This is a genomic window from Micromonospora tarapacensis, from assembly GCF_019697375.1.
Lineage (GTDB): Bacteria > Actinomycetota > Actinomycetes > Mycobacteriales > Micromonosporaceae > Micromonospora > Micromonospora tarapacensis.
The window spans coordinates 4,275,758-4,300,247 of the sequence record NZ_JAHCDI010000004.1 but is presented as its reverse complement, the minus strand read 5'-3'; the positions used below and the strand labels follow the sequence as shown (position 1 = coordinate 4,300,247).

Sequence of the window (24,490 nt, the reverse complement as noted above, 5' to 3'; positions counted from 1 at the left end):
CACGATTTTGATCGTCAGGCCAAGACTCTCAAACCTCCGCATCGCGCTCGACGTACTTCTGCCCGTTGATCCCAGGATACGAGAGGGTGGTTCTATTACACTGACCGCCGTGCATGATCACAGCAACTTGTGGACGGAGGCTTGTGGATATTCGCTTCTCCGCGCCGATGGGCCGGACCGCTGACCTGACCTGGGGGCAGCAGCGGGTAGCGCAGCTCATGGCAGACCTCCGGCCCGATCACACCGGGCTCAACCTCAGGTTCGCCTGCCGAGTCAGATCGGGTGTGACGGCCGAGGAGGTCGCGTCCGGAATCCGGACCATGATGGAGGCTTCCGAGTCGGTTCGGACCCTTTTCAACCCGGACGCACCCAAAGACCAGCAGCGTGTCCTGGCCGAGGGGGTCGTGCACGTTCCCATCGTCACCGTCGAGACGGTTACCTTCGCCTTGGCGGAGGAGTCGGCAGCGGAGTTGGCAGCGGCCGAGTTCGGCACCGAGGACCTGCCCATTCGCATGAGCATCATGGCTGACCGGGAAGGGCCGGCCTTCCTTCTGTTCGCGCTCAGTCACCTCGCGTCGGACTTCCTCGGGGCCCGGTGGCTGGTCTGGCACCTGCGCCACATCCTTCAACTGTTCGTCACCTTCTCCGGCGAAGAGCCCGTTGCGGTCCACCCGGTCGACGTGAGCGACTGGGAGAGCAGCGAGGCCGGGCAACGGGAAGGCGCACGTGCGCTGCGTCGGCACGAACTCAATCTCGCGAAGATGCCGCAGAGCATGCTGCCGCGGCTGCCGAGAGAACCGCTTCGCCCCCGATACCAGTACGTCGAGATCAAGACGTCAGCCGGTGCGTGGTGCCTGAGCCATCTCGCCGAACGGCACGGTGTCAGCGAGACGGCGGTCGGCTACGGCGTCCTCTCGTTGATCCTGGCTCGGGTGAGCGGGTTGGCCCGCGGCCATCTGCAGATCTGCGTCGGCAACCGGGCCGATCGGGCCTTCGCAACCGTGGTGGGTACCCTGACCCAGGACGTTCCGGCTTGCGTGACGGTCGACGACAGCGACTTCGACACCCTGCTGCGGCGGTCCGCCGGCGCGGTCCGCCAGGCCACGATGACCGGAAGATTTCCCCACCAGGGCCTCGTCGATGTGCGCAGACGTGTGGAGGCTGAACGAGGCTTTCCGCTGGACCTCTCGTACTGGCTGAACAGCCGGCTTTTCTCGGCGGTCTCGGTCGACGCACCGACGGCGGCACGGATCACGGAGGAATGTGGTCGGACCTCGATCCAGTGGCAGGGTGGCGACGAGCGCAGCACTAGCACGTTGTTCTGCTACCTGGATCGCCTCGACGACATGCTGGCGGTGCGGACCCTCGTGGACACCGCCTATGTGACCCGCGACGAGGCCGAACGCTGGCTGCGAGCGTTCGAGACGGTCCTCGTCACCGCGGCGCTGCTGCCCGACCTCGGCGTCGAGGCTCTCGGCATGAGGGCCGGTATCGAGCCGTTCCGCGCCACCGATGAATGGGCCCAGATCGACCACAGTTGGATTCACCTGCCGAGCACCGCGGCACGGCTGCGTGCTGCGCTGCCGGGAGTATCGCTGAGGGTCGAGGTAGACGCTCGCGGTGATCAGCCCGCCCTGGTGGCGGTGGTGACTGACCCGGATCCCGGCTATGACGTCAGTGCTCTGGCCGGCACCGATGTGATCGAGGCGTTGCGTGGCTGCAAGGTGGCCATGCGCCCGCATCGGTTCACCCTTCGGACACGAGAGGCTGCTGATGAAGACCATTGAGGACGTGGGAGTGCCGGCCGAGGTGATCTCTGAGATCAACCAGATCGTCACGAAGCTGCCACCGGACGTGTCGTGCATCGCCACCGGCTCGATCATTGAAGGCTTCGGCAACGCGAACTCGGACATCGACCTCTACCTCGTCAATCCGAAGCGCTCGTTACGTCGGAGCACATCGATCGGGCTGCGGAAGTCGCGCTACGTGGACTGCGAACATCTCGCGGTCGGCTATCTGGCCTCGGTGGCGGACCGGATCAACGGCCACACCTGGACGTCACTGCTGACCACGTCGAGCCAGGATTTCGACAGGTACTACCGCCTGTCCATCGGAATACCTGTGGTGCTTCACGACGACGTGGCGGAGCTGTCCCGGTCGTTTCAGCGCCCGAAGGCCTGTCTGGCGTACTCCCGCTGGGCGCTGTTGAGGGCATTCGAACATCTCGCCCGGGCCTCGTGTCTTCTGGCCACCGGGCCGTCCCGGCAGGCAGCACTCTCCATGCACGAGGCGGCGCTCTGGTATGCGACGAGCGCACTGGCCGCCGAAGGGGAGGGCTACCCGTCGCTGAAGTGGGTCGGTGAGAAGGCGGCACGACGCTTCAGGAGGGGATCGGACGCGCACCGCGAGCTGGTCGACGGCTGGTTGCGGCCATCGGTGGACGTAGCGGCGAGCATGTCGGAGCTGCGCGCGAAGCTCGATCTGTCCCCCGAGCTGATCGCTGCTCTGCACGAGCGGTCGTACCGGTTGGCGGACCGAGTCCGGCATGTGGGTGGTTCCGAGACGGATTACCTGATCCGCTCCGGTGAGTCGGTCGCCCAGACGCGCGGGGTGGCCTCGGAGATCAGCCGGCGCCTCGCTGCCGGATCGTCCTGGGCCCAGGCCACCGAGGACGTCGCCGAGAAACTGTCGGTGCCGGTCCTGGAGGTCCGGGTCGGAGCGTGGATCCTCATGTCACCGCTGCGGTCGGCCGGCTTCCTGGAAGCCGGCGCCGGGGAAGGGGTGTGATCATGCAGGTCAAGACTGATCGGCTCGTCGACTGGCTCCGGAGCGCCCGGCGCGTGAATGGCCTCCACCTGGATGTCATGACGCAGGCGTTCGACCTGGACGGTGGTCTCAGCGCCGGACAGCTCGAGCTGGCGTGGCGGGCGCGCCAGGAGGTCCTCATCCTGTCGGCCGAGTTGTTCCTACGTGAGAACGGCGTGCCCTACCTCGAGTCGTACGACATCGTCGAGCACACCATCGCCGTCCTGGAGGCGTTGGAAGGGGTCAGTGGCGATCGTGCGGCTGAGGTGTGGGAGATGCGGTTGCGCGCCGCACCGACCGACGCTGCGGAACTCGTCGCCGATATTCACCGTACGCTGGACTTCTGCGGCGAGAGGCTCGGCGTCACCTCGGTCGGATCCCGAGGGGCGACCATCCGTGCGTGGGCGGACAGCCTCCGGCTGCTGCGTGAGGTCGCGCAGGACCTCGGCGTTGCCCAGTCCGACAAGTGGTATCTGCGGGACGAGTCGGCGGCTGCCGAACATCTGGATTGGTACGACGAAGTCATGGCGGTGGTCGAGGCCGAAGCCGTGGGCGACGATGCCGTGAGGCGGTTGGGAGCTGACGGTGCCGAGCGGTGAGACCCTGCCCCCCGAGGCCCTGCTCGCTGAGGTTCTTGTCGCCGCGACCGAGGTGTTCGGGAAACCGGTCAAGGCGACCGACAACTTCTTCGACCTGCAGGGTGATTCGCTGCACGCGTTGGAACTCACCGCCCGGCTCGCGGATCGCCTCGGCGTCGATGCTGATCTTGACGCGATCCTTGAGGCCGACGACTTCGCAGGGTTCGCGACGACGATTGGGGAGTCGTTGTCGGCGAGGAATTCGACCCGAGCCGGGTCATGAGCGACACCGTTACCGGTCAGACGCCGTACCAGTGGGTCGAGCGACATGCCGGTCGCAGTCCGACATCGACGGCGGTGGTCACCTGGCGTGATGGTGGTCCTACCGAGCGGCTCGACTGGGCGACGCTCCTTCAGCGTGCCGGACAGGCCTGCACCGGCCTGGCCGACAACGGCGTCGCCCAGGGCGATCGGGTGATCATCGCGGTCCCCAACGAGGCGGCCTTCGTGATCCTCCTCGTGGCGTGTGGCGGTGCCGGGGCCATCGCCGTTCCTGCGCCGCCGCCGGCCGGCAGACGCGCCGAGACGCATCGGGGACGCCTGCTCGGGATGATCCGGGCATGCCGACCGGCGATGATAGTCACCGCGGACGCCGACGTCGCGGAGGTCGCTCGCCTGGTGTCCGAGCTGGATGACCGATGCCGCGTCATCGGTACCACCGAGGTCATTGCCGATCACTGCGCGGCGGCGGTTGCTCCGCGGCGGACATACCATCCCGATGCGGTCGCACTGCTGCAGTTCACCTCCGGATCTACCGGGAATCCACGAGGCGTGGTGGTCCGCGAGGATGCGCTGCGGGCACAGTGCGGGCAGGCTGCGGCCGCCTACCAGGAGTCCCCGGCCGACGTGGCGGTCTCCTGGGTGCCGCTATACCACGACATGGGGCTGGTGACGGCGGTGCTGCGCCCGTTGTACAGCGGGTACGGCACCGTCCTGCTGCGACCCGAGGACTTCGTCCGCGAACCGATGAGCTGGCTGACAGCGATCGACGAGTGCGGCGGCACCCTGGCCAGCTCGCCGAACTTCGGATACGAATTGTGCGTCCGGAAGGTGTCGTCGGAGCTGGTAGAACGCCTGGACCTCCAGCGCTGGCGAGTGGCGCGTAATGCGGGCGAAGTGGTCCGATCCAGTACGGAGGACCGCTTCACCGAACATTTCGCCCCGGCGAGGTTCGCCAGGACGGCGTTCTGCCCCTCGTACGGCCTGGCCGAGGCGACACTTACTGTCACGACGTGTACGCCGACGGAACGCCCGCGGCGTATCGCGGTGCGGCGTGACGCGCTCAACGGCGGTCAGGTCGTGCGCGCGGAGCACGCTGCCGAACCGGCCAGCACGGTGTGGCTGCTCGCGTCCGGTACCCCCCTTCCGGGGACTGAGGTGCGAATCAGCGGACAGGAGACGCAGGGGCACATCGGACAGGTGCTGGTGCAGGGGCCTCAGATGTCCCCCGGGTACTGGGATTCGGACGGCACCGTGCGACCGAACCGGGTCGCGGCCGATGACTGGTACGCCACCGGTGACCTGGGCTTTCTCTGGGATGGCCAGCTTTTCGTGCTCGGGCGGGTTGATGACACACTCGTCCTGAACGGTCGCAACTACTTCGCCGAGGACATCGCGGCAGCGTGTCTGGCGGTGCCCGAGGTTCGCGGTGGCCGGGTCGCGGCCTTCGTCGAGGAAACCGCTGGCGACACCGGCGAGGTCTCGAAGGTCCGGCTCATCGCGGAGATCGCCGCGGAGGTCGACGCTTCGCCACCGAGGTTGGCGCGGTTGTCCCTCGCGGTGAAGCGAGCCGTGGCACGCTCAATCGACCTCTACCTCACCGACGTGGAATTCGTCCGACACGGGGCACTCCCCGTCACGACGAGCGGTAAGGTCCGCCGCTCGGAGGTACGCCGCCGGTACTCCAGCGGTCGCCTGCCACTTCTCCCGACGCAGCCACGGTGAACGTTTCCGGCCCTCGCACCAGCCAGACTCCTGATCGGCCTGCCCGGAGTCCGGTCAGGGGTTGACCGACCATCTGTCGACGCAGATCAGAGCCAACACGCACCTGACGGCTCTCACGATCGCTGACCGCATCGCGGACCTGATCGAACTGTGACCGGTTGACGCGGTGTCCTGGACCCCGCACCGGCGTGCTGGTGACACTGCCGGTCTCGGGACGCCACCGTCGTCTCCGCCCGGCGGACGCCGGGCGGAGACGACGATCGGGTTGCCGGGTCAGCTGGCGGCGTCGTCGCGCCGGGGCAGGTTGCCCGGCGGCGCCGACCAGGGCGACCCACCTCCGGTACGGCGGGGCAGCGGCTCGGTCGGCGTCTGGTCCGGATCCGGATAGCCCAGGCTCAGCGGCTCGGTCTCCCCTTCCGCCGACCCGGCCGACGGCCACTCGGTCAGCGTCGGGTCGGTGGCCGGTCCGTCGGTCATCGCCGGCGCCGGCTCGGTCACCGGAGCCGGCCAGCGCCGCCAGCGTTGCCCGCTGAACGTCGCGACCAGCAGCAGCGCGCCGATCAGGAAGAGCGTTCCGTTCTCCACGGGCAACCCCAGTGGCAGCGGGTCGCCGAGGAACTCCCACCCGGACGGGATGCGTTCGCGTACCCGAAACGGCGCGATGAAGAGTCCGACGTACGGGGTGACCAGCAGCAGCCCGGCCACCAGCGGACCGAGCGGTGAGATGCGCAGCGTGCCGAGCAGGCCCAGCACGATGCCGCCGACAGCGAGGTAAACGGCCGGTTCGATGAGGTTGGCCGTGTTGGATGTGCCGATCTCGACCCACCGGTCGACGGTGCTGGTCGACCCGTCCTGCCCCAGGGCGACCAGCACCCAGGTGACCGGCACCACCACCAGCCCTGCGAGGAAGCTCCACAGATGTCGCATCCGCGCACCGTACCGTTTCCGACATGACCGAGCACCCCGCCACCGCCCTGCCGGGCAAGCCGACCTCGTACTCCCGGGTAACCCTCAGTCGGATCATGACGGCAGTCGACGTCAACCTGTACGGAACGGTGCACGGCGGGGTGCTGATGAAGTTCGTCGACGACGTGGCCGGTGCGGCGGCGGCACGGCACAGTGGCGGTACGGCGGTGACCGCCGCGATCGACGAGATCGTCTTCTCCGAGGCGGTCCGGGTGGGTGATCTGGTGCACGCGTACGCCCAGGTGAACTGGACCGGGCAGACCTCGATGGAGGTCGGCGTACGGGTCATGGCCGAACGTTGGGACTCGGCCGACGAGTTGCCGGTGCGGGTGGCGACGGCGTACCTCGTCTTCGTCGGCGTCGAGGTGGGTGGTGCGCCCCGGCCGGTGCGGCCGGTGCTGCCGGAGACGCCGGACGACAAGCGACGCTGGCGCGAGGCGGAGATCCGTCGCGCCCACCGGCTGGCCCGCCGCCGCGCGATCCAGGCGGCACGCAGCGAGCCCTGAGGACCGCCCCGGCGGCCTGGCTCGGGCGTCGACCGGGCGCCTCGTTCCCGCGTCACGGCCACACCGGTCAGTGCTCGGGGATGTGGGTTGGGCACATGCGCCCACCGGGCTCGGGTGCGGAGAATGGCGCTTCGAGGTAGGGCAAGATGGCGCCACGGCCCACCGCACAGCGTCGTGCCGGGCCAGGGGAGGAGTGGACCAGTGACGGACGTGCTGTGGACGCCACCGGCGGACGTGCTCCAGCGGTCACGGATCGGGGCTTACCTGCGTTGGCTCGCCGAGCATCGGGGGCTGACGTTCGCCGACTACGACGCGCTGTGGCGGTGGTCGGTCACCGACCTGGACGCCTTCTGGCGGTCGATCTGGGACCACTTCGGCGTCGTCGCGCACACCCCGCCGACCGCCACTCTGGCCGAGCGGGAGATGCCGGGCGCCCGATGGTTCCCCGGCGCCACCCTGAACTATGCCGAGAACGTGCTGCGGATGCCGGGCCGGGCCGACGACGAGCCGGTGGTCGTGGCGCACGGGCAGACCCGGCCTCCGGTCACCCTCACCGCCGGGCAGCTGCGCGAGCAGGTCCGCCGGGTCGCCGCCGGGCTGCGCCGGCTCGGCGTCACCACCGGCGACCGGGTGGCCGCGTACGCGCCGAACATCCCGGAGACGTACGTGCTGATGCTGGCCACCGCCAGCCTCGGTGCCATCTTCTCCTCCTGCGCGCCGGAGTTCGGCACCCGCAGCGTGACCGACCGGTGGCAGCAGATCGAGCCGAAGATCCTGGTCGCCGTCGACGGCTACCGCTACGGCGACAAGCCGGTGGACCGGCGCGCCGAGGTGGCCGCGATCCGGGCCGCGCTGCCGTCGCTGCGGCACACCGTCTCGATCCCCTACCTCGACCCCGACGGTTCGCTGCCCGACGAGGCGCTCGCCTGGGCGGCGCTGGCGGCCGAGACCGACGAACCGCTGGGCTTCACCCCGGTGCCGTTCGGCCATCCGCTGTACGTGCTCTACTCCTCCGGCACCACCGGGCTGCCCAAGCCCATCGTGCACGGACACGGCGGCATCCTGCTGGAGCACCTGAAGATGCTCGCCCTGCATCACGACCTGGGCCCGACGGACCGCTTCTTCTGGTTCACCACCACCGGCTGGATGATGTGGAACTTCCTGGTCTCCGGGCCGGCGGTGGGCGCGGCGATCGTGCTGTTCGACGGCAACCCCGGCCACCCCGACCTGGGCGCGATGTGGCGGCTGGCCGAGCAGACCGGCACCACGTACTTCGGCACCTCCGCGCCGTTCCTGCTGGCCTGCCGCAAGGCCGGGCTGGTCCCGCGTGAGATCGCCGACCTCTCCGCGCTGCGCGGGCTCGGCTCCACCGGCGCACCACTGCCCGCCGAGGGCTTCACCTGGGTGTACGACGCGGTGGGCGGTAACCTGCAGCTCCAGTCGCTCTCCGGCGGCACCGACGTCTGCACCGGTTTCGTCGGTGGTGTCCCGCTGCTGCCGGTGCACGCCGGTGAGATCACCTGCCGGGCCCTGGGCGCCAAGGTTGAGGCCCGCTCGGCGGACGGCACCGCGGTGATCGGTGAACTGGGCGAGCTGGTGATCACCGAGCCGATGCCGAGCATGCCCGTGGGCTTCTGGAACGACCCGGAGGGCGTGCGCTACCGGGAGGCGTACTTCGACGTGTATCCCGGGGTGTGGCGGCACGGGGACTGGATCACCATCAGCTCCCGGGGCGGGTGCGTCATCACCGGCCGCTCCGACGCCACCCTCAACCGGGGCGGCGTGCGGCTCGGCACCGCCGAGTTCTACTCGGTCGTGGAAGGTCTGGACGAGGTCGTCGACTCGGTGGTGGTGCACCTGGAGGACGACGAGGGTGGCGCTGGTGAGCTGCTGCTTTTCGTGGTGCTCGCCGAGGGACTGTCCCTCGGCGACGAGCTGCGGAAGAAGATCTGTCGCGAGCTGCGTACCGCGTTGTCACCCCGGCACGTCCCTGACGAGATCCACCAGGTCCGCGCGGTCCCACGCACCCTGTCGGCGAAGAAGCTGGAGGTGCCGGTGAAGAAGATCCTCACCGGCACCCCGGTCGACCGGGCTGCCGCCAAGGGCGCCCTCGCCAATCCCGAGTCCCTGACCGCATTCGCCACCCTGGCCCGACACCGCCCCACGCCCTAGCCGCTCTTGCACGCCCCTCGCCGGACCTCCGCGATCTTACACTTTTGCCGCCGCTTCGGGGTTTATATCCCAATTGTGGGGACGGGAACCGCTAGATCGCGAGGGCGGGGGGTGGGGGCTCAGGGAGGGTGCGGGTGACCTTCTCCGCTGACTGGCGGTCGGGTAGGCGGGCCGGGTCCTGGCGGGCGCAGAGCACCAGGGTGGTGCCGGCGCTGAGCGGGGCCAGCAGCCAGTCGAGCGGGTCCGGGTGCCGGTCGACGTCCACGAGGAGCCGGTCGCCCGGGACGATCCCGAGTTCGGTGGCCCGGGCGGTGGCCCGGGTGCGCAGCGCGGCGTGGTCGGGACCGCCCGGCGGGTACGCCGTGAAGTGGTCGCCGTGGGCGCGTACCTCGGTGACGTAGTCGGCGAAGCCCGCCGGTACCTCCCGCAGCGGCAACGCGAACGGGTGCAGCGCCAGCGCGTAGCGGTCGTCCGCCGACCAGGCGTCCGCCTCGGCGACGTGGTCGGCGGCGGCGAAGAGGACGTCCACCTCGCCCGGCCGTTCCGCAGCCGGCAACCCGGCCACCCGGACCGTCAAACCGGCCGACCAGCAGCCGAGCAGCACGGCAGCGCTCTGCCAGTGCGGCGGTAGCAGCACCGCCGCGGTGCCCCCGGGCCCGAGGGCGAGTTCGTCGACGAGCAGGTTGGCCGTCTTGGCCACCCAGTTCGCCAGCGTCGCACCGGAAAGTTCGGTGCGCTCGCCGGACGCGTCGTCGTACCAGGTCAGCAACGGTCGGGTCGGGTCGGGCGCGATCGCGTCGGCGAACACCCGGGCAATGTTGTCGGCCATCGGCGCGAACGATACGCGCCCGACGGCCGTACTCGATGACAGTGACAAGTCGGCGTACCGTCGGGTCGCAGTCAGCGTGCCCAGCTGGCTCCGGCGTAGGCTTGCCCGAGTGTCGTTCCCCACAGTCCCGCCACCGCAAGGAGTCGCCCCGTGACCGCCGGTCGCCCGCCCCGCGTGCTCATCGACGCCACGAGTGTCCCCGCCGACCGCGGCGGCGTCGGTAGATACGTCGATGGCCTGCTCGGCGCCCTGGGCAAGGTGTGCGGATCGGCGGTGGATCTGGTCGTGGTCAGCCTCCGCACGGATCTGGAGCGCTACCGCAGGATGCTGCCCGGCGCGGAGATCGTTCCCGCCCCCGCCGCGGTCGCGCACCGGCCGGCCCGGCTCGCCTGGGAGCAGACCGGTCTGCCCCTGCTCGCCCAGCAGGTGGGCGCGCAGGTGCTGCACTCGCCCTTCTACACCTGCCCGCTGCGGGCCGGTTCCCCGGTCACGGTGACCGTGCACGACGCGACGTTCTTCACCGAACCGGAGCACTACGACAAGTCCCGCCGGACGTTCTTCCGCAGTGCCATCAAGACCTCGTTGCGCCGTGCCGACCGGGTGATCGTGCCCAGCAAGGCGACCCGTGACGAGCTGATCCGGCTGCTGGACGCCGACCCGACCCGGATCGACGTGGCTTACCACGGCGTCGACCAGGCCGCCTTCCACGCTCCCAGTGACGAGGAGAAGGCCCGGGTACGCGCCCGGTTGGGGCTCGCCGGCAACAGCTACGTCGCGTTTCTCGGCGCCAAGGAGCCTCGCAAGAACGTGCCGAACCTGATCCGCGGCTGGGCCCGGGCGGTCGCCGACCGGCAGGATCCGCCCGCGCTGGTGGTGGCCGGCGGTCAGGGGCACGACGACGACATCGACCGGGCGGTGGCCGAGGCGCCGACGCACCTGCGGTTGCTGCGCCCCGGCTACCTGCGCTACGCCGACCTGCCCGGCTTCCTCGGCGGGGCGCTGGTCGCCGCCTACCCGTCGTACGGCGAGGGGTTCGGGTTGCCGATCCTGGAAGCGATGGCGTGCGCCGCCCCGGTGCTCACCACGCCCCGGCTGTCGCTGCCGGAGGTGGGCGGCGACGCGGTCGCCTACACCAGCGAGGATCCGGATCAGATCGCCGCCGACCTGGCCGCGCTGCTCGACGACGAGCCGCGCCGGCTGTCGCTGGCCAAGGCCGGCTTCGACCGGGCCAAGGAGTTCACCTGGGAGTCGAGCGCCGAGGTGCACGTCGCGGCCTGGGCCCGGGCGCGGGCCTGAGGCCGGCAACCTTGGCGTCCGGTCCGGGCGGTTCGGGCATGATGTCCTAGTGATCTATGTCGTCATTCCGGCGGGTGGCAGCGGCACGAGGTTGTGGCCGCTGTCCCGTGCCGGCCATCCCAAGTTCCTCCACCCGCTCACCGGCACCCCCGCCTCGCTGCTCCAGGCGACCGTGGAGCGGCTCGGGCCGCTGACCACTCCGGCCCGCACCATGGTGGTCACGGGCGCCGCGCACGCCGCGGCCGTGGCCCGTCAGCTGGCCGGTCTGCCGGAGGAGAACATTCTCGTCGAGCCCTCGCCACGGGACTCCTGCGCCGCCATCGCGCTGGCCGCGGCGGTGATCGCCGTACGCGACCCGGACGCGGTCATGGGCTCGTTCGCCGCCGATCACCTGATCGGAGATCCGCAGCGGTGGGTGGCCACGGTCCAGGAGGCGGTCCGGGGTGCGGAGCAGGGGCTGCTGATGACCGTCGGGATCACCCCGACCCGGCCGGAGACCGGCTTCGGATACCTCCAGACCGGTGAGCCGGTCGGCGAGGGGCCGATGCGTCCGGTCGTCGAGTTCAAGGAGAAGCCGAGCGCGGAGGTGGCCGAGGCGTACCTGCGGTCCGGCCGGTACCTCTGGAACGCCGGCATGTTCGTCTGGCGGGTGTCGGCGTTCCTCGCCGAACTGGCCCGTCAGCAGTCCGCCCTGCACGCCGGGGTGACCACGATCGCGGCGGCGTGGGGCACCGAGGAACAGGACGACGTGCTCGGGGCGGTCTGGCCGACGCTGCCGAAGATCTCGGTCGACTACGCGGTGATGGAGGGCGCGGCGGGCGCCGGTCGGGTGGCGACCGTGCCGGGCGACTTCCGGTGGAACGATGTGGGCGACTTCCACACGCTCGGCGAGGTGCTGCCGGCGGACGCCGACGGCAACGTGGCGCTCGGCGGCGACGCCAAGGCCGACGTGCTGCTGCGCGACAGCAGCGGCATGGTGGTGGTCCCGCAGTCGGGCCGGCTGGTGGCCTGCGTCGGCCTGCGTGACCTGATCGTGGTCGACACCCCGGACGCGTTGCTGGTCTGCCCACGCAACCGCGCCCAGGACGTCAAGTCGATCGTGGACGAACTCAAGGCACGGGGTGAGGACAAGCTCGTCTGAAGGCCGCCCGGCCCGGCGCGACGAGCCGGGCCGTCCCGCCGGCCAGCGGCTGCGGCAGCCGGTCCGGCGGGAACCACCCCAGCGCCTCGGATTCCTCGCTGACCCGTTCCACCGCCCCGGGCGGGGCGAACACGGCGAAGCGCACGTCATGGTGCAGCGACCCGCCCTGGCACCCCACCGCGTGCACGTCCACGTCGATCGGCACCGGATCGATCCGCAGCCCGGCGATGCCCGACTCCTCGGTGGTCTCGCGCAGCGCCGCCCCGGACAGCGTCCGGTCACCCGGCTCGCAGTGCCCGCCCAACTGGACCCATTTGCGTAACTTGCCGTGCAGGCAGAGCAGCACCTGGGCACCGGTCGCGTCGAACACCAGCGCGCTGGCGGTGACGTGGCCGGCCCGGTGCTCGCGGCGCATCGCGGCCGGACCGGCGCGTAGCAGGTCGAGGGTGCTCTCGCGGGCGGACGCGGCGTCCGGGGCGGTCGGCGTCCAACCGGTGAGCACCGCCACCGCGTCGGCATGCAGCGCCGTCCAGCCTGCCACCATTCGAGGCGTCGACAATGCGGCCCTCCTCTCGTCGCCGCCCCAGCGTACGGACGTGGCCGAGCTGCGGGGGCGGTGCGGTGGGCCGGTGAGCGGGCCGGGCCGGTGAGCGGGCGGCACCCCCTGCGGAATTCGTGAGCCGCAGACCCTCGTATGGTGCCGCCCGTCTGCCCGTCCCGGACCCGGGCATCGCAGGGGCCGACACGGTCGACATGGGTCGCCCCCTGTTGCATCGGAAGCATGGCGGACCCGGGCGGCGGGCGTCGAGGTCTTTCAGCGGAGGCTTAACAGCCCGAGGCCGGCACGGTTGGGTAGAGTTCCAGGGTCGCCCGGTGCCCCTCAGCAGGGCGACGGGGAGCCGCTCCATGCTGAAGATCCATTTCTCCGGCGAGGACATCCTCCGGACCCGGGTGGCTCCGGCGGCTGATCCGGTCTGGGAAGTGGTGCTGAGCCTGCACCTGTTGCCCGGACGCAGCCGTGACCCGCTGCTGGCCGGGTGGCGACGCGAGGTCTCGCGTGGGCTGCGCCGGCAGGCGGATGCCGATGCCCTGCGGTTGCTGTCCGCGTTGAGCCCGCCGCGCGGCTACTTTCCGGACTTCCTCACCCCCTACGAGAGCGTGCACGGTTTCGAGGCGGGCATGGCGGCGTTGCGGCGTACCCCGATCGCGCTGCTGCAACGCGACCTGACACTGCTCGCCAACAGCCGGAGCCTGCCCGCCGGTGCCGCCGCCCTCGCCCGGGGTGAGCCGGACGCCCTGGCGCACCTGACCGAGACGATGGGTCGTTACCGCGAGTTGGCCCTGGGTCCCTACTGGGCGCGGGTCCAGGGGGCGGTGGAGGCGGACCGGGTCCGGCGGGCGCGGGCCATGCTCGACGGTGGCATCGAGGCGCTGCTCACCACCCTGCGTCCGGGGTGGCGCTGGGAGTCGGGCGTGCTGGAGATCCCCGCCTACCCGAGCACGCGCGAGCTGCACCTGCGGGGTCGCGGGCTGCTGCTGGTGCCGTCGTTCTTCTGCGCGAACACGCCCGTCGCGCTCCTTGATCCGGAACTGCCCCCGGTGCTCGTCTACCCGGTGGACCGGTTGGGTGGACTCACCTCTGACGGGGGCGGCCCGGCCGGTGCGGGCGGGGAGGCCCTGGCCGCGTTGCTCGGTCGCACCCGGGCGGGTGTCCTCGCCGCCAGCGACGACGGCTGTACCACCGGTGAGCTGGCCCGCCGGCTGCAAATCTCACCGGCCGCGGCCAGCCAGCACACCACCGTGCTGCGCAACGCGGGCATGCTGGTCAGTCACCGCGACCGCAACACGGTCCTGCACACCCTGACCCCCCTCGGCCGCGCCGTCCTCAACGCCTGACCCGGCGGGTGGGCGGGGTGCGAGGCGGGTGGGGCTGTCAGAGGGCGAGGGTGGCGGCGGCGGTGGTGCCGGCGGGCGGGGGAGAAGTTGGGAGGGGACGCCCTGGGCCGCGAGGGCGGTGCGCAGGCGCTGGACGTCGGTGCCGAAGCGGACCAACTGGACCGGCCCCACCGGGGTGGGCGGGGAGCAGAGCACCAGGCCGGTGGCGGGGGCCTGCCAGCCGGGCACGATACCGACCAGCCCGGAGCGTACGTCGTCATCGGTGACCTGGGTGAAGACCGTGCCGGGAGCGATCACGTCGGAGACCGCGGCGATCGCCCGGTCGACCGCCGCCGGGTCGGGCGCGACGCTCCCCGGCTGGTCCGGCAGGGTGGCTGCGGCGGCGAACCCGGACGCCCTCGCCTCGGCCGTGCCGAGCGAGAACAGGTCCATCGAGGCATCCCGGACCAGGACCTGTGCCCCGGCACCGTCATCGGGCAGCGGCGCGGACAAATAGCCGCGAATCACCGCCACCGGCATCTGGTCGCACTTGCCCTTGATCAGCTCGCCGGCCGCGGCCAGCTCGTCGACCACGGCCATCTGGGTGAGCACCAGCTCGTTGCCGTACGGGTCGACCTCGCCCCGGTGGTCGCGGATGGCGTCCATCCCGGCGACGCCGAGTGCGACGTCGGTCAGCCCGTTGCGCCAGGGGCGGCCCATGGTGTCGCTGACCACCACGGCCACGTCCACGCCGTACCGCTCGCGCAGGCCGGCGCGCAGCGCCCGCGCCGAGGCGTCCGGATCCTCCGGAAGCAGCACCAGCCGGGTCTTGTCGACGTTGGAGGCGTCGATCCCGGCCGAGGCCATCACGAACCCGTGGCGGGTCTGCACGATCTGGGTGGCGCCCCGGGCCGCGACCACCCGCACGGTCTCGGCGGCCAGCACCTCGTCCCGGGCCGCCTGCCGGTCGGGGCCGTCCGCCGGGACGTCCACCAACCGTCCCTCGGCCTTGGAAACGATCTTGCTGGTCACCACCAGCACGTCGCCGTCGCGCAACCAGGGCGCCGCGCCCCCGATCAGCGCGGTCAGGTCGTCGCCCTCGGTCACGTGCCCGATGCCGGGTACCGGCAGGATCTCCAGTCTCACGTCAACTCCACCGCGGCGCGGACCATCGCCACCGTCGCCGCCTCGTCGGTCATCCGCAGTGGCACCGCGCGGACGATCACGTCCGGCACCACGGTGCCAGCATCCTCCTCGGCCACCAGCCAGCCGTCGAGCAGGCCGCCGGTGGTGCGGCTCCCGTACAGCCCGCCGACTCCGGCCGCGCTGCACTCGACGCCGACCACCGCCAGGCAACGGTCGGCCATGCCGCGGACCGGCGCGCCGCCGATGATCGGCGACACGCCCACCACCGGGGCGGGGCCGTCCGCCACCGCCTCCCGCAGGCCCGGCACGGCCAGGATCGGTGCGATGCTGACCACCGGGTTGCTCGGCGCCACGAGCACCACGTCCGCCTCGGCGATCGCCTCCGTCACGCCGGGCGCGGGCTTGGCCGACTCCGCGCCGACGAAGACGAACCGGTGGGTCGGCACCTGCGCCCGGTGCCGTACCCACCACTCCTGGAAGTGGATCGCCCGCTGCCCGCCGTCAGCGTCGGCAGTGCCGGCGCTGTCCGCGACTGCGGGGCTCGCCGGCTCACCCCTCCCGCTCACCACCGCGTGTGTCTCCAGCCGGTCGTCGGTCGCCGGCAGCAGGCGTACGCCGGGTTGCCAGCGCGCCGCCAGCGCGTCGGTGACCTGGTGCAGCGGATAGCCGGCGTCCAGCATGGTGGTGCGGACCAGGTGGGTGGCGATGTCCTTGTCGCCCAACCCGAACCAGGTCGGTTCGGCCCCGTAGGCGGCCAGTTCCGCCTTGACCGTCCACGTCTCGCCGGCCCGGCCCCAACCCCGCTGCGGGTCGGCGCCGCCGCCGAGGGTGTACAGCACGCTGTCCAGGTCCGGACAGATCCGGAGTCCGTGCAGGCGTAGGTCGTCGCCGACGTTGACCACGGCGGTCACCTCGGCACCCAACTCGCGGGCGTACGCCCGCACCCCGAGCAGGAACCGGGCACCGCCGATTCCGCCGGTCAGAACCACGATGCGCATCCGCCCATCCTCGCCTACGTGACGCCTCCGGCACCGGGGTGCCCGGGGAGACTAGGCTCACGTCGGCATCTGTCCGCTTTCGCCCGCAGGGAGAGTTCGTGACCAGCCCCGCCGAGCCCCCACCCACCGACCCGACCCCGGCCCGTGAGGTGACCGGGGCGCTGCGTGAACTCGTCGCCGTCGTGCTCCTCGGCGCGAACGCCGTCTTCCTCTTCGTCGGGCTGATCCGGCTGCTGACCCCGCAGGGCGCCTACAGCACCGTGACCGGGCGTGCGGCCAGTTCGTTCTTCGCCTTCATCGGGGTGGAGGCGGTCGTCCTGCCGGTGTTGGCCGTGCTGCTGGCCACGCACCTGGCCCCGGTCGTGCCGCGGGCGAAACTGATCACTCAGGCGGCGTTGGGCGAGTACGCCGCCAGCGCCGTGCTCGGCGGGTTGACCCTGTTGATCTGGACGGTCGGGCGGCTGGCCGAGGCGCAGATCTTCGACGCCATGACCGGCGTGCTCACCCGAGCCGCCTGGGTGGCGATGTTCGCGGCGGCGGCGTACCTGGTGTGGAGCGTCTGGCAGCGGCTCTATCACGTGCCCCGGCCGAAGGCGGAGCCCGGCCTGTACGGCACGCCGCAGCCGGGCTGGTCGCAGCCCGGACAGCCCGGACAGCCGGGGTGGCCGGTGGCGGGTCAGGCGCCCCCGGCGGGCGGGCCGCCGGCATCCCCGCACACCTGGCCGCCGCACGGCCAACCGGCGGTGCCACCGCGGCCGGCCGCACCGCCCCCGTCGGCCGCACCGCCGTTCGGGCAGCCACCGTCGGCCGACCCGACCCAGAGCATCCCGCGTCAGGGCGCCGAGCCGACCCAGGCCGTTCCGCGACCGAGCGACGGCGACGCCGATCGCACCCAGCGCATCGATCCGGGTGACAATCCCGGTTGAGCGGCCGAGCGAGGGTCGCGCGTGCGGTTGCCCCCGGGGCGGCGACCGGGCGAGCGGCAGCGCATAGGCTGAGCGGATGGTTGATCGGAGCGAGCCTGGGCCGGGCGACGCGGCCGTCCGGCGGGCGTTGGGTCGGGCCGCCGCCGGCCGGGCGCTCGACGTCGACGAGGCGTCCGCGCTGCTGACCGCCCGGGGCGCGGCGCTGGAAGAGTTGCTCGGCGTCGCCGGGGCGGTCCGCGACGCGGGTCTGCGGGACGCCGGCCGGCCCGGCGTGGTGACGTACTCGAAGAAGGTCTTCATCCCGCTGACCCGGCTGTGCCGGGACCGCTGCCACTACTGCACGTTCGCCACGGTGCCGCACCGGCTGCCGGCGGCCTTTCTCGACCGCGACGAGGTGCTGGCCATCGCCCGGGCCGGTGCGGCACAGGGTTGCAAGGAGGCGCTGTTCACCCTCGGTGACCGGCCGGAGGCCCGCTGGCCGGCGGCCCGGCAGTGGCTGGACGAACGCGGCTACGAGTCCACCCTGGACTACCTGCGTGCCTGCGCGGTGGCGGTACTGGAGGAGACCGGCCTGCTGCCGCACCTCAATCCGGGCGTGCTCTCCTGGTCGGAGCTGCAACGACTCAAGCCGGTCGCGCCGAGCATGGGGATGATGCTGGAGACCACCGCGACCCGGCTCTGGTCCGAGCCGGGTGGCCCGCACCACGGCTCGCCGGACAAGGAACCGGCGGTGCGGTTGCGGGTGCTGGACGACGCCGGGCGGGTCGGCGTGCCGTTCACCACGGGCATCCTGATCGGCATCGGCGAGACCCTCGCCGAGCGGGTCGACGCGATCTTCGCGATGCGGCGGACGCACCGGGAGTACGGCCACCTCCAGGAGGTGATCGTGCAGAACTTCCGCGCCAAGCCGGACACCGCGATGCGCGGGATGCCCGACGCGGAGCTGCACGACCTGGCGGCCACCGTGGCGGTGGCTCGGCTGCTGCTCGGGCCGAAGGCCCGCATCCAGGCGCCGCCCAACCTGATCGCCGGCGAGTACGACCTGCTGCTGCGGGCGGGCATCGACGACTGGGGCGGGGTGTCCCCGGTGACCCCGGACCATGTCAACCCGGAGCGCCCCTGGCCGCAGCTGGACGAGTTGGCCGCGCATACCGCGGCGGCCGGCTTCACGCTGCGGGAACGACTGACCGTCTACCCGGAGTACGTGACGGCCGGCGAGCCGTGGCTGGATCCGCGCCTGCTGCCGCACGTGGCCGCGCTGGCGGATCCGCGGACCGGGCTGGCCGTGGAGTCGGCCCGCCCGCAGGGCCGGCCGTGGCAGGAGCCCGACGAGATCCACGGCGGGCGCAGCGACCTGCACGCCACCATCGACACCACCGGACGTACGGCGGACCGGCGGGGCGACTTCGACCAGGTCTACGGTGACTGGTCGGAGGTGGCCGCGAAGGTCGGCCGGCAGGCCACCCCCGGTTCCGGTGATGCCGACCTGCGGGCGGGGTTGCGGCTGGCCGCGGTCGACCCGGCGGCCCTGCTGGAGCCCCGGCACCTCGACGCCGCGCTGGCGCTGTTCGCCGCGGACGGGCCGGCGCTGGAGGAGCTGTGCCGCACCGCCGACGAGCTGCGGAGGGCGGCCGTCGGCGACGACGTCACCTATGTGGTCAACCGCAATATCAACTTCAGCAACGTCTGCTACGTGGGCTGCCGGTTCTGCGCCTTCGCTCAGCGGGAACGCGACGCCGACGCGTACCGGCTGTCGGTGGAGCAGGTCGCCGACCGGGCGCAGGAGGCGTGGGAGGCCGGCGCCGGCGAGGTCTGCCTACAGGGTGGCATCGATCCGAAGCTGCCGGTGACCATCTACGCCGACCTGGTCCGGGCGATCAAGACGCGGGTGCCGCAGATGCACGTGCACGCCTTCTCGCCGATGGAGATCGTGACCGCCGCCGCCAAGGCGGGCGTGCCGGTGCGGGAGTGGCTGACCGGGTTGCGTGACGCGGGGCTGGACACCATTCCGGGCACCGCGGCGGAGATCCTCGACGACGAGGTCCGCTGGGTGCTGACCAAGGGCAAGCTGCCGACCGCCGCCTGGGTGGAGGTGGTCAGCGCGGCCCACGAGCTGGGCGTCCGGTCCAGCTCGACCATGATGTACGGCCACGTCGACCACCCTGGACAGTGGCTGGCGCACTTCCGGGTGCTGGCCGGCGTGCAGGACCGCACTGGCGGCTTCACCGAGTTCGTGGCGCTGCCGTTCGTGCACACCAACGCCCCGATCTATCTTGCCGGCATCGCCCGGCCCGGGCCGACCTGGCGGGAGAACCGGGTGGTGCACGCGATGGCACGGGTGCTGCTGCACGGCCGGATCGACAACATCCAGTGCTCCTGGGTGAAGCTGGGCGACACGGGCACGGTGGAGATGCTGCGTGGTGGCTGCAACGACCTGGGCGGCACCCTGATGGAGGAGACCATCTCCCGGATGGCGGGCTCCGGCAACGGGTCGGCGCGGACCGAGGAGCAGCTGCGGGCGATCGCGGCGGCGGCGGGCCGGCCGGCGCGTCGGCGAACCACCGCGTACGGCCACCTCGCCGCCTAGTCCACAGTCGACCGCGTCCCGTCCACAATGTGGACGGGACGCGGTCGTCGTTGCGCCACCGACGGGCGGGGTGGGAGAACTCGGGCTAACCTTGCGAGTCAAGATCAACCAATCGTGACGGGTGGGTTCCGCGGTGGGCGCGGACCTCGGTCACCCCTGCGGCGCCTACCGCGCCACGGGAGAAAACTCGGGCAACTCGCCGGGGAGGGCGTTACTCGATCGGGGTCTGAATCGATAGGGCAGGACGAGGCCGGGTGGTCCGGACGGCCGTCCGGGAGCGTGTCGGGAGGGCGACTCCATTATCAAGTTCGGCTTGACGGCGCACGCATTACACGCGTGTAATTTGAATGGGGTTGTTCGCACGGAACGCAACAAAACGGGACCGTACGGACAAGCACGCCTTTCGCGTGGGGGGTTGCAGCGGCGACGACGCCGGTGCGCGACAAGGAGGCAACTGATGGACGGCCAGCTCGAGGCGGCCGACCTGCTCGGAAACGCGCCGGAGTGGCAGGAGCGGGCCCTGTGCTCGCAGACCGACCCGGAAGCGTTCTTCCCCGAGAAGGGCGGCTCGACCCGTGAAGCGAAGCGGATCTGCTCGCGGTGCGAGGTCAAGACGGAATGCCTCGAATACGCTCTCGGCCACGACGAGCGGTTCGGGATCTGGGGTGGGCTCTCCGAGCGGGAGCGGCGCAAGCTCAAGCGCCGGGCGGCCTGATTCGTCGTCGGGTGGGGACGGTTGGGGGCCGTCCCGCCCGACGTCGACGCTCAGGCCAACTCGTCCGGGTCGACGCCGAGCAGGTTGGCCACCTGTTCGATGATCACGTCGTGCACCAGATCGGCGAGATCCTCCCGGTCCATGGCCCGGAACTCCAGGGGGCGCCGGTACAGCACGATCCGCGGCGGCACCTCCTGACGACCCGGCCGGCCGGGCAGCAGCCGGGCCAGCGGCACCTCGCCGTCCTCAAGCACGTCGGAGTCGTAGACGTTCAGGTCGGGCGGGACGTCCTCGACGGCGAACTCCACCCCGGCCAGCTCCTTGGCGAACCGGCGTTCCAGCGTCTCGACGGTGTCCAGCACCAGGTCGTCGAAGATCTCCGCCTTGGTCCGCGCCAGTGGCACGGTGGCCGGCACCAGCCGCCCGCGCAGGCCGCGCCCGTGCCGGTCGCGGTGAGCGCGCCGGCCGGGGCCGGGGCGGCGGTTCTCCGGGCTCGTCATGAGCCAAAGGGTAGCTTCCGGCCGGACCCGTGCCGCATCGGCGCCGCCACCGTGGCGCGCCGCGACGCCGGCGGAGAGATGTGATCACCAAGACGGGCGTGTCGTAACGCGAACCGATGCGCCGGAGCCGGTAATGGAGATACCCTGCGCCCGTGAGGTCACCACGGCGCTGCTCCCGTAACGGCTGCCCCCGGCAAGCGGTCGCCACGCTGACCTATGTCTACAACGAGTCGACCGCCGTCGTGGGTCCGCTGGCGGCCTTCGCCGAGCCGCACACGTACGACCTCTGTGAGCCGCACGCCCGCAGCCTGACCGCGCCCCGGGGCTGGGAGGTGGTCCGGCACGAGGGTGAGTTCGAGCCGCCGCCGCCCACCACCGACGACCTGGTGGCCCTCGCCGAGGCGGTCCGCGAAGCCGCCCGCCCGGCCCCCGGCCCCGCAGAGCGACCAGGAGCAGCACGCCGCGCCTGCGACCTCGCGCCGCGGCCACCTGCGGGTCATCCCACCCACCCACTGACGCCACGCCCTAGAGCCGGGACCACGCCTCGGTGAGCACGGTGCGCAGGATCTGCTCGATCTCGTCGAACTGCCGCTGATCGGCGATCAGTGGCGGGGCGAGCTGCACCACCGGGTCACCCCGGTCGTCGGCCCGGCAGTACAACCCGGCGGAGAAGAGTGCACCGGAGAGGAAGCCGCGCAGCAGCCGCTCCGACTCGGCCTCGTCGAACGTCTCCCGGGTCGTCTTGTCCTTCACCAGCTCGATGCCGTAGAAGTAGCCGTCGCCCCGGACGTCGCCGACGATCGGCAGGTCGTGCAGCTTCTCCAGGGTGGCGCGGAACGCCGCCTCGTTGGCGCGTACGTGGCCGACCAGATCCTCGCGGGCGAAGACCTCCAGGTTGGCCAGGGCCACCGCGCAGGAGACCGGATGCCCGCCGAAGGTCACCCCGTGGGCGAACATGCCGGTCTCGGTGAGGAAGGGCTCCATCAGCCGGTCGCTCGCGATCATCGCACCGAGCGGGGCATAACCCGAGGTGATGCCCTTCGCGGTGGTGATGATGTCGGGCTGGTAGCCGTAGCGGACCGCACCGAAGTACTCGCCGAGCCGGCCCCACGAGCAGATCACCTCGTCGCTGACCAGCAGCACGTCGTACGCGTCGCAGATCTCGCGGACCCGCTCGAAGTAGCCGGGCGGCGGCGGGAAGCAGCCGCCGGAGTTCTGCACCGGCTCCAGGAAGACCGCGGCGACGGTGTCCGGCCCCTCCCGTTCGATGGCACGGCCGATCTCCTCGGCGGCCCACCGGCCGAACGCCACCGGGTCGTCGCCGTGCTCCGGCGCCCGGTAGAAGTTCGTGTTCGGCACCTTGACGCCGCCCGGCACCAGTGGCTCGAAGTCGGTCTTGATACCGGGCAGCCCGGTGATCGACAGGGCGCCCATCGAGGTGCCGTGGTAGGCGATGTACCGGCTGACCACCTTGTGCTTGGTCGGTTTACCCGTCCGCTTGAAGTAGGCCCGGGCCAACTTCCAGGCCGCCTCCACCGCCTCCGAGCCGCCGGTGGTGAAGAAGACCCGGTTCAGGTCGCCGGGGGCGAGCTCGGAGATCCGCTCGGCCAGCTCCACCGCCTTCGGATGGGCGTACGACCAGAGCGGGAAGTAGGCCAGCTCGCCGGCCTGCTTGGCGGCGGCCTCGGCCAGCTCGGTGCGACCGTGGCCGGCGTTGACGACGAACAGCCCGGCGAGCCCGTCCAGGTAGCGACGGCCCTGCGCGTCCCAGATGTACGCTCCCTCGCCGCGGACGATGGTCGGCACCTCGCCGGCGGAGTAGCTCGCCATCCGGGTGAAGTGCATCCAGAGGTGGTCGGTGGCGTTGGCCATGTCAGCCCCATCGGGTCTCGGGCCGGTCAGGGTCACCGGCCGCTCTGCCCACGGTTATCCCACAGCCTCACGTCCCGAGGCAAGTGCTATCGGTTGTCCACTCGGAAAATCGCAACGGATTCAGCGATATAGGATGGCTTTGGCAACTGAATCCGTATCACCCATTCTGCCTGGCTGCCTGCCGAGATGCCCTCCCGGCCCGTCGGGCCCGCAGTCGGTCGAGGTGGGACACCCCCGTGTCTCCTTGCTCTGCTTCAACCCACGCACAGTTTCTGCACTCGGGATCGTTGCGCTGGTTGAAGCAGAGCAAAGGGCCTGATGGGACTGGGTGTCTGGCGGGTCCTGCCCGTGGGGGTGTCCCTATGCGCTGTCAAACAGAGGCAGCAACATCCGTGAAGTTGCTGGGTGGGGGCGGGTGTGAGGCAGCAACATCCCTGAAGTTGCTGGCAGGGCGCGGTCGGCCGGCAGGACCAGGGCACTTCGGGGGCATCCGGGTCGCACCTCGGATGCGCGAAACAGTCCCGGCCGCAACACGCCGGCAGTGGGCGGACACGGCAACCGATGGTGACTAGCCTGCGCCGCAGGGTGACGCGAGTCGGGAGGGCGCGATGGGCAACGAGGCGTTGCGGGTGGCGATGGCGGACAAGGGTGAGACGGCCGATTCGTTGGCCGGGAAGGTGGGCGTCGACCCGAAGACGGCGAGTCGCTGGTTGGCGGACGGGCGGATACCGCACCCCCGGACCAGGATCGCCGTCGCCAACCTCCTCGGGCGCAAGGCCAAGGAGCTGTGGCCGGAGCCATACCGTCGCCGGGACCTGCCCTGGTTCCGGGAGTGGGCGGAGTTGGAGCAGGGCGCCCGGTCCCTCCGGTCGTACCAGCCGCTGCTCGTGCCGGGCCTGCTCCAGACCGAGGGGTACGCCCGGGCGGTGCTGGCCACCGGCGGCCTGCTGCCCCCGACGGAGGTCGAGGAGATCGTGGCGGCGCGGCTGGCGCGGCAGCGGGTGCTGGAGCGCGAGGTGCCGCTCCAGTTGGTGGCGGTGCTCGACGAGGTGGTGCTGCGCCGGCGGGTGGGCCGCGATCCGGGCGTGATGGCCGGGCAGTTGGCCCACCTGGCCGCCCTCGGCGAGCGGGAGCACCTCCAGGTTCGGGTGATCCCGGCGGAGAATCCGTGGCACACCGGCCTGGCCGGGCCGTTCGTGCTGGCCCGGATGCCGGACGGCGCGGAGGCGGCCTATCTGGACAATCAACTGCGCGGTCAGGTGGTGACCGAGCGTGCCGACCTTGCTAGCCTGGGCGCGAGATGGGAGAGCGTCACCGGTGAGGCGCTGCCCCGTCGGCGGTCCATCGAGCTGATCAGGGAAGTGGCGACGACATGGAGATGACCGGCGCCCGCTGGCGCACCGCCGCCCGCAGCAGCAACAACGGCGGTGACTGTGTCGAGGTGGCCGACAACCTGCCCGGCCGGATCCTGGTGCGCGACAGCAAGGCCCGCGACGGCGGCACCCTCGCGTTCACCCCCGACGCCTGGCGCACGTTCGTCGCCGGCACCCCGCGTCCGAGCGACTGACGCCCGC

The 24,490-nt window shown here is 71.3% G+C and carries 21 protein-coding genes and 2 pseudogenes; 16 read left to right on the top strand and 7 right to left on the bottom strand.

Annotation, left to right across the window (positions count from 1 at the left end):
- Window positions 1-143: 143 nt before the first annotated feature.
- The 5 genes from KIF24_RS25495 to KIF24_RS25475 are packed head-to-tail and all read left to right on the top strand — an operon-like array spanning window position 144 to window position 5,387.
- On the top strand, window positions 144-1,787 hold the full coding sequence (locus tag KIF24_RS25495; RefSeq protein ID WP_221086196.1) for a condensation domain-containing protein: 1,644 nt from the start codon (window positions 144-146) through the stop codon (window positions 1,785-1,787).
- Window positions 1,774-2,787 carry a nucleotidyltransferase family protein gene (locus KIF24_RS25490; protein ID WP_221086195.1) on the top strand — a complete coding sequence of 338 codons (1,014 nt, stop codon included), beginning with the start codon at window positions 1,774-1,776 and terminating at the stop codon, window positions 2,785-2,787. The genes KIF24_RS25495 and KIF24_RS25490 overlap by 14 nt, the downstream gene beginning before the upstream one ends.
- On the top strand, window positions 2,784-3,404 hold the full coding sequence (locus KIF24_RS25485; protein ID WP_221086194.1) for a hypothetical protein: 621 nt from the start codon (window positions 2,784-2,786) through the stop codon (window positions 3,402-3,404). The genes KIF24_RS25490 and KIF24_RS25485 overlap by 4 nt, the downstream gene beginning before the upstream one ends.
- Window positions 3,391-3,666, top strand: coding sequence for an acyl carrier protein (locus KIF24_RS33440; RefSeq protein ID WP_221086193.1), 276 nt, complete (start codon window positions 3,391-3,393; stop codon window positions 3,664-3,666). The genes KIF24_RS25485 and KIF24_RS33440 overlap by 14 nt, the downstream gene beginning before the upstream one ends.
- Window positions 3,663-5,387 carry an AMP-binding protein gene (locus KIF24_RS25475; protein ID WP_221086192.1) on the top strand — a complete coding sequence of 575 codons (1,725 nt, stop codon included), beginning with the start codon at window positions 3,663-3,665 and terminating at the stop codon, window positions 5,385-5,387. The genes KIF24_RS33440 and KIF24_RS25475 overlap by 4 nt, the downstream gene beginning before the upstream one ends.
- Window positions 5,388-5,660: 273 nt before the next feature.
- On the opposite strand, the gene KIF24_RS25470 is transcribed toward KIF24_RS25475, so the two are convergent.
- Window positions 5,661-6,314: a hypothetical protein gene (locus tag KIF24_RS25470; protein WP_221086191.1), complete on the bottom strand. Its 654-nt coding sequence runs from the start codon at window positions 6,312-6,314 to the stop codon at window positions 5,661-5,663.
- A gap of 23 nt (window positions 6,315-6,337) precedes the next feature.
- Between KIF24_RS25470 and KIF24_RS25465 the strand changes: the two genes are divergently transcribed.
- Both KIF24_RS25465 and KIF24_RS25460 read left to right on the top strand, forming a co-directional pair.
- Complete coding sequence (locus tag KIF24_RS25465; RefSeq protein ID WP_221086190.1) at window positions 6,338-6,859, top strand: acyl-CoA thioesterase; 522 nt, start codon at window positions 6,338-6,340, stop codon at window positions 6,857-6,859.
- Window positions 6,860-7,060: 201 nt separating this feature from the next.
- Window positions 7,061-9,031: an acetoacetate--CoA ligase gene (locus KIF24_RS25460; protein ID WP_221086189.1), complete on the top strand. Its 1,971-nt coding sequence runs from the start codon at window positions 7,061-7,063 to the stop codon at window positions 9,029-9,031.
- Window positions 9,032-9,122: 91 nt separating this feature from the next.
- Here the strand turns inward: KIF24_RS25460 and KIF24_RS25455 are convergent, their stop codons facing one another.
- Entirely contained in the window at window positions 9,123-9,860 is a 738-nt protein-coding gene (locus tag KIF24_RS25455; RefSeq protein ID WP_221086188.1) for a TIGR03089 family protein, read from the bottom strand.
- A 150-nt stretch (window positions 9,861-10,010) separates the two neighbouring features.
- On the opposite strand from KIF24_RS25455, the gene KIF24_RS25450 reads away from it, so the two are divergent.
- On the top strand, window positions 10,011-11,156 hold the full coding sequence (locus KIF24_RS25450) for a glycosyltransferase family 4 protein (protein WP_221086187.1): 1,146 nt from the start codon (window positions 10,011-10,013) through the stop codon (window positions 11,154-11,156).
- A gap of 49 nt (window positions 11,157-11,205) precedes the next feature.
- Window positions 11,206-12,297, top strand: a complete 1,092-nt coding sequence (locus KIF24_RS25445; RefSeq protein ID WP_221086186.1) for a mannose-1-phosphate guanylyltransferase — start codon at window positions 11,206-11,208, stop codon at window positions 12,295-12,297.
- Here the strand turns inward: KIF24_RS25445 and KIF24_RS25440 are convergent.
- Window positions 12,266-12,841, bottom strand: a complete 576-nt coding sequence (locus KIF24_RS25440) for an NUDIX hydrolase (protein WP_221087547.1) — start codon at window positions 12,839-12,841, stop codon at window positions 12,266-12,268. The genes KIF24_RS25445 and KIF24_RS25440 overlap by 32 nt on opposite strands.
- A 362-nt stretch (window positions 12,842-13,203) precedes the next feature.
- Here KIF24_RS25440 and KIF24_RS35210 point away from each other — a divergent pair, with 362 nt between their 5' ends.
- A complete protein-coding gene (locus KIF24_RS35210; protein ID WP_221086185.1) occupies window positions 13,204-14,193 on the top strand; it encodes a winged helix-turn-helix domain-containing protein in 990 nt (329 codons plus the stop codon).
- A gap of 37 nt (window positions 14,194-14,230) precedes the next feature.
- Here KIF24_RS35210 and KIF24_RS25430 read toward each other — a convergent pair.
- Together KIF24_RS25430 and cofD are read right to left on the bottom strand one after the other, a co-directional pair.
- A pseudogene (locus tag KIF24_RS25430) lies at window positions 14,231-15,318 on the bottom strand (coenzyme F420-0:L-glutamate ligase).
- Complete coding sequence (cofD, locus tag KIF24_RS25425; protein ID WP_221086184.1) at window positions 15,315-16,316, bottom strand: 2-phospho-L-lactate transferase; 1,002 nt, start codon at window positions 16,314-16,316, stop codon at window positions 15,315-15,317. Before cofD ends, KIF24_RS25430 begins: the two are co-directional and overlap by 4 nt.
- A gap of 98 nt (window positions 16,317-16,414) precedes the next feature.
- Here cofD and KIF24_RS25420 point away from each other — a divergent pair, with 98 nt between their 5' ends.
- The 3 genes from KIF24_RS25420 (at window position 16,415) to KIF24_RS25410 (ending at window position 20,544) form a co-directional block, all read left to right on the top strand.
- Window positions 16,415-17,242 (top strand): hypothetical protein, encoded by an 828-nt coding sequence (locus tag KIF24_RS25420; protein ID WP_221086183.1) that lies wholly within the window; start codon window positions 16,415-16,417, stop codon window positions 17,240-17,242.
- Window positions 17,243-17,318: 76 nt separating this feature from the next.
- Window positions 17,319-19,829: a bifunctional FO biosynthesis protein CofGH gene (locus KIF24_RS25415; protein ID WP_221086182.1), complete on the top strand. Its 2,511-nt coding sequence runs from the start codon at window positions 17,319-17,321 to the stop codon at window positions 19,827-19,829.
- 457 nt (window positions 19,830-20,286) lie between these two features.
- Window positions 20,287-20,544: a WhiB family transcriptional regulator gene (locus tag KIF24_RS25410; protein ID WP_013731688.1), complete on the top strand. Its 258-nt coding sequence runs from the start codon at window positions 20,287-20,289 to the stop codon at window positions 20,542-20,544.
- Between the two features lie 50 nt (window positions 20,545-20,594).
- On the opposite strand, the gene KIF24_RS25405 is transcribed toward KIF24_RS25410, so the two are convergent.
- Window positions 20,595-21,044 (bottom strand): metallopeptidase family protein, encoded by a 450-nt coding sequence (locus tag KIF24_RS25405; RefSeq protein ID WP_221086181.1) that lies wholly within the window; start codon window positions 21,042-21,044, stop codon window positions 20,595-20,597.
- A gap of 152 nt (window positions 21,045-21,196) precedes the next feature.
- On the opposite strand from KIF24_RS25405, the pseudogene KIF24_RS25400 reads away from it, so the two are divergent.
- Window positions 21,197-21,560, top strand: a pseudogene (locus tag KIF24_RS25400) (DUF3499 domain-containing protein).
- A 9-nt stretch (window positions 21,561-21,569) separates the two neighbouring features.
- Here the strand turns inward: KIF24_RS25400 and KIF24_RS25395 are convergent.
- Window positions 21,570-22,916: an aspartate aminotransferase family protein gene (locus KIF24_RS25395; protein WP_221086180.1), complete on the bottom strand. Its 1,347-nt coding sequence runs from the start codon at window positions 22,914-22,916 to the stop codon at window positions 21,570-21,572.
- A 608-nt stretch (window positions 22,917-23,524) separates the two neighbouring features.
- Between KIF24_RS25395 and KIF24_RS25390 the strand changes: the two genes are divergently transcribed.
- Window positions 23,525-24,298, top strand: a complete 774-nt coding sequence (locus tag KIF24_RS25390) for a helix-turn-helix domain-containing protein (RefSeq protein ID WP_221086179.1) — start codon at window positions 23,525-23,527, stop codon at window positions 24,296-24,298.
- Window positions 24,289-24,483, top strand: coding sequence for a DUF397 domain-containing protein (locus KIF24_RS25385; RefSeq protein ID WP_221086178.1), 195 nt, complete (start codon window positions 24,289-24,291; stop codon window positions 24,481-24,483). Before KIF24_RS25390 ends, KIF24_RS25385 begins: the two co-directional genes overlap by 10 nt.
- Window positions 24,484-24,490 lie beyond the last annotated feature (7 nt).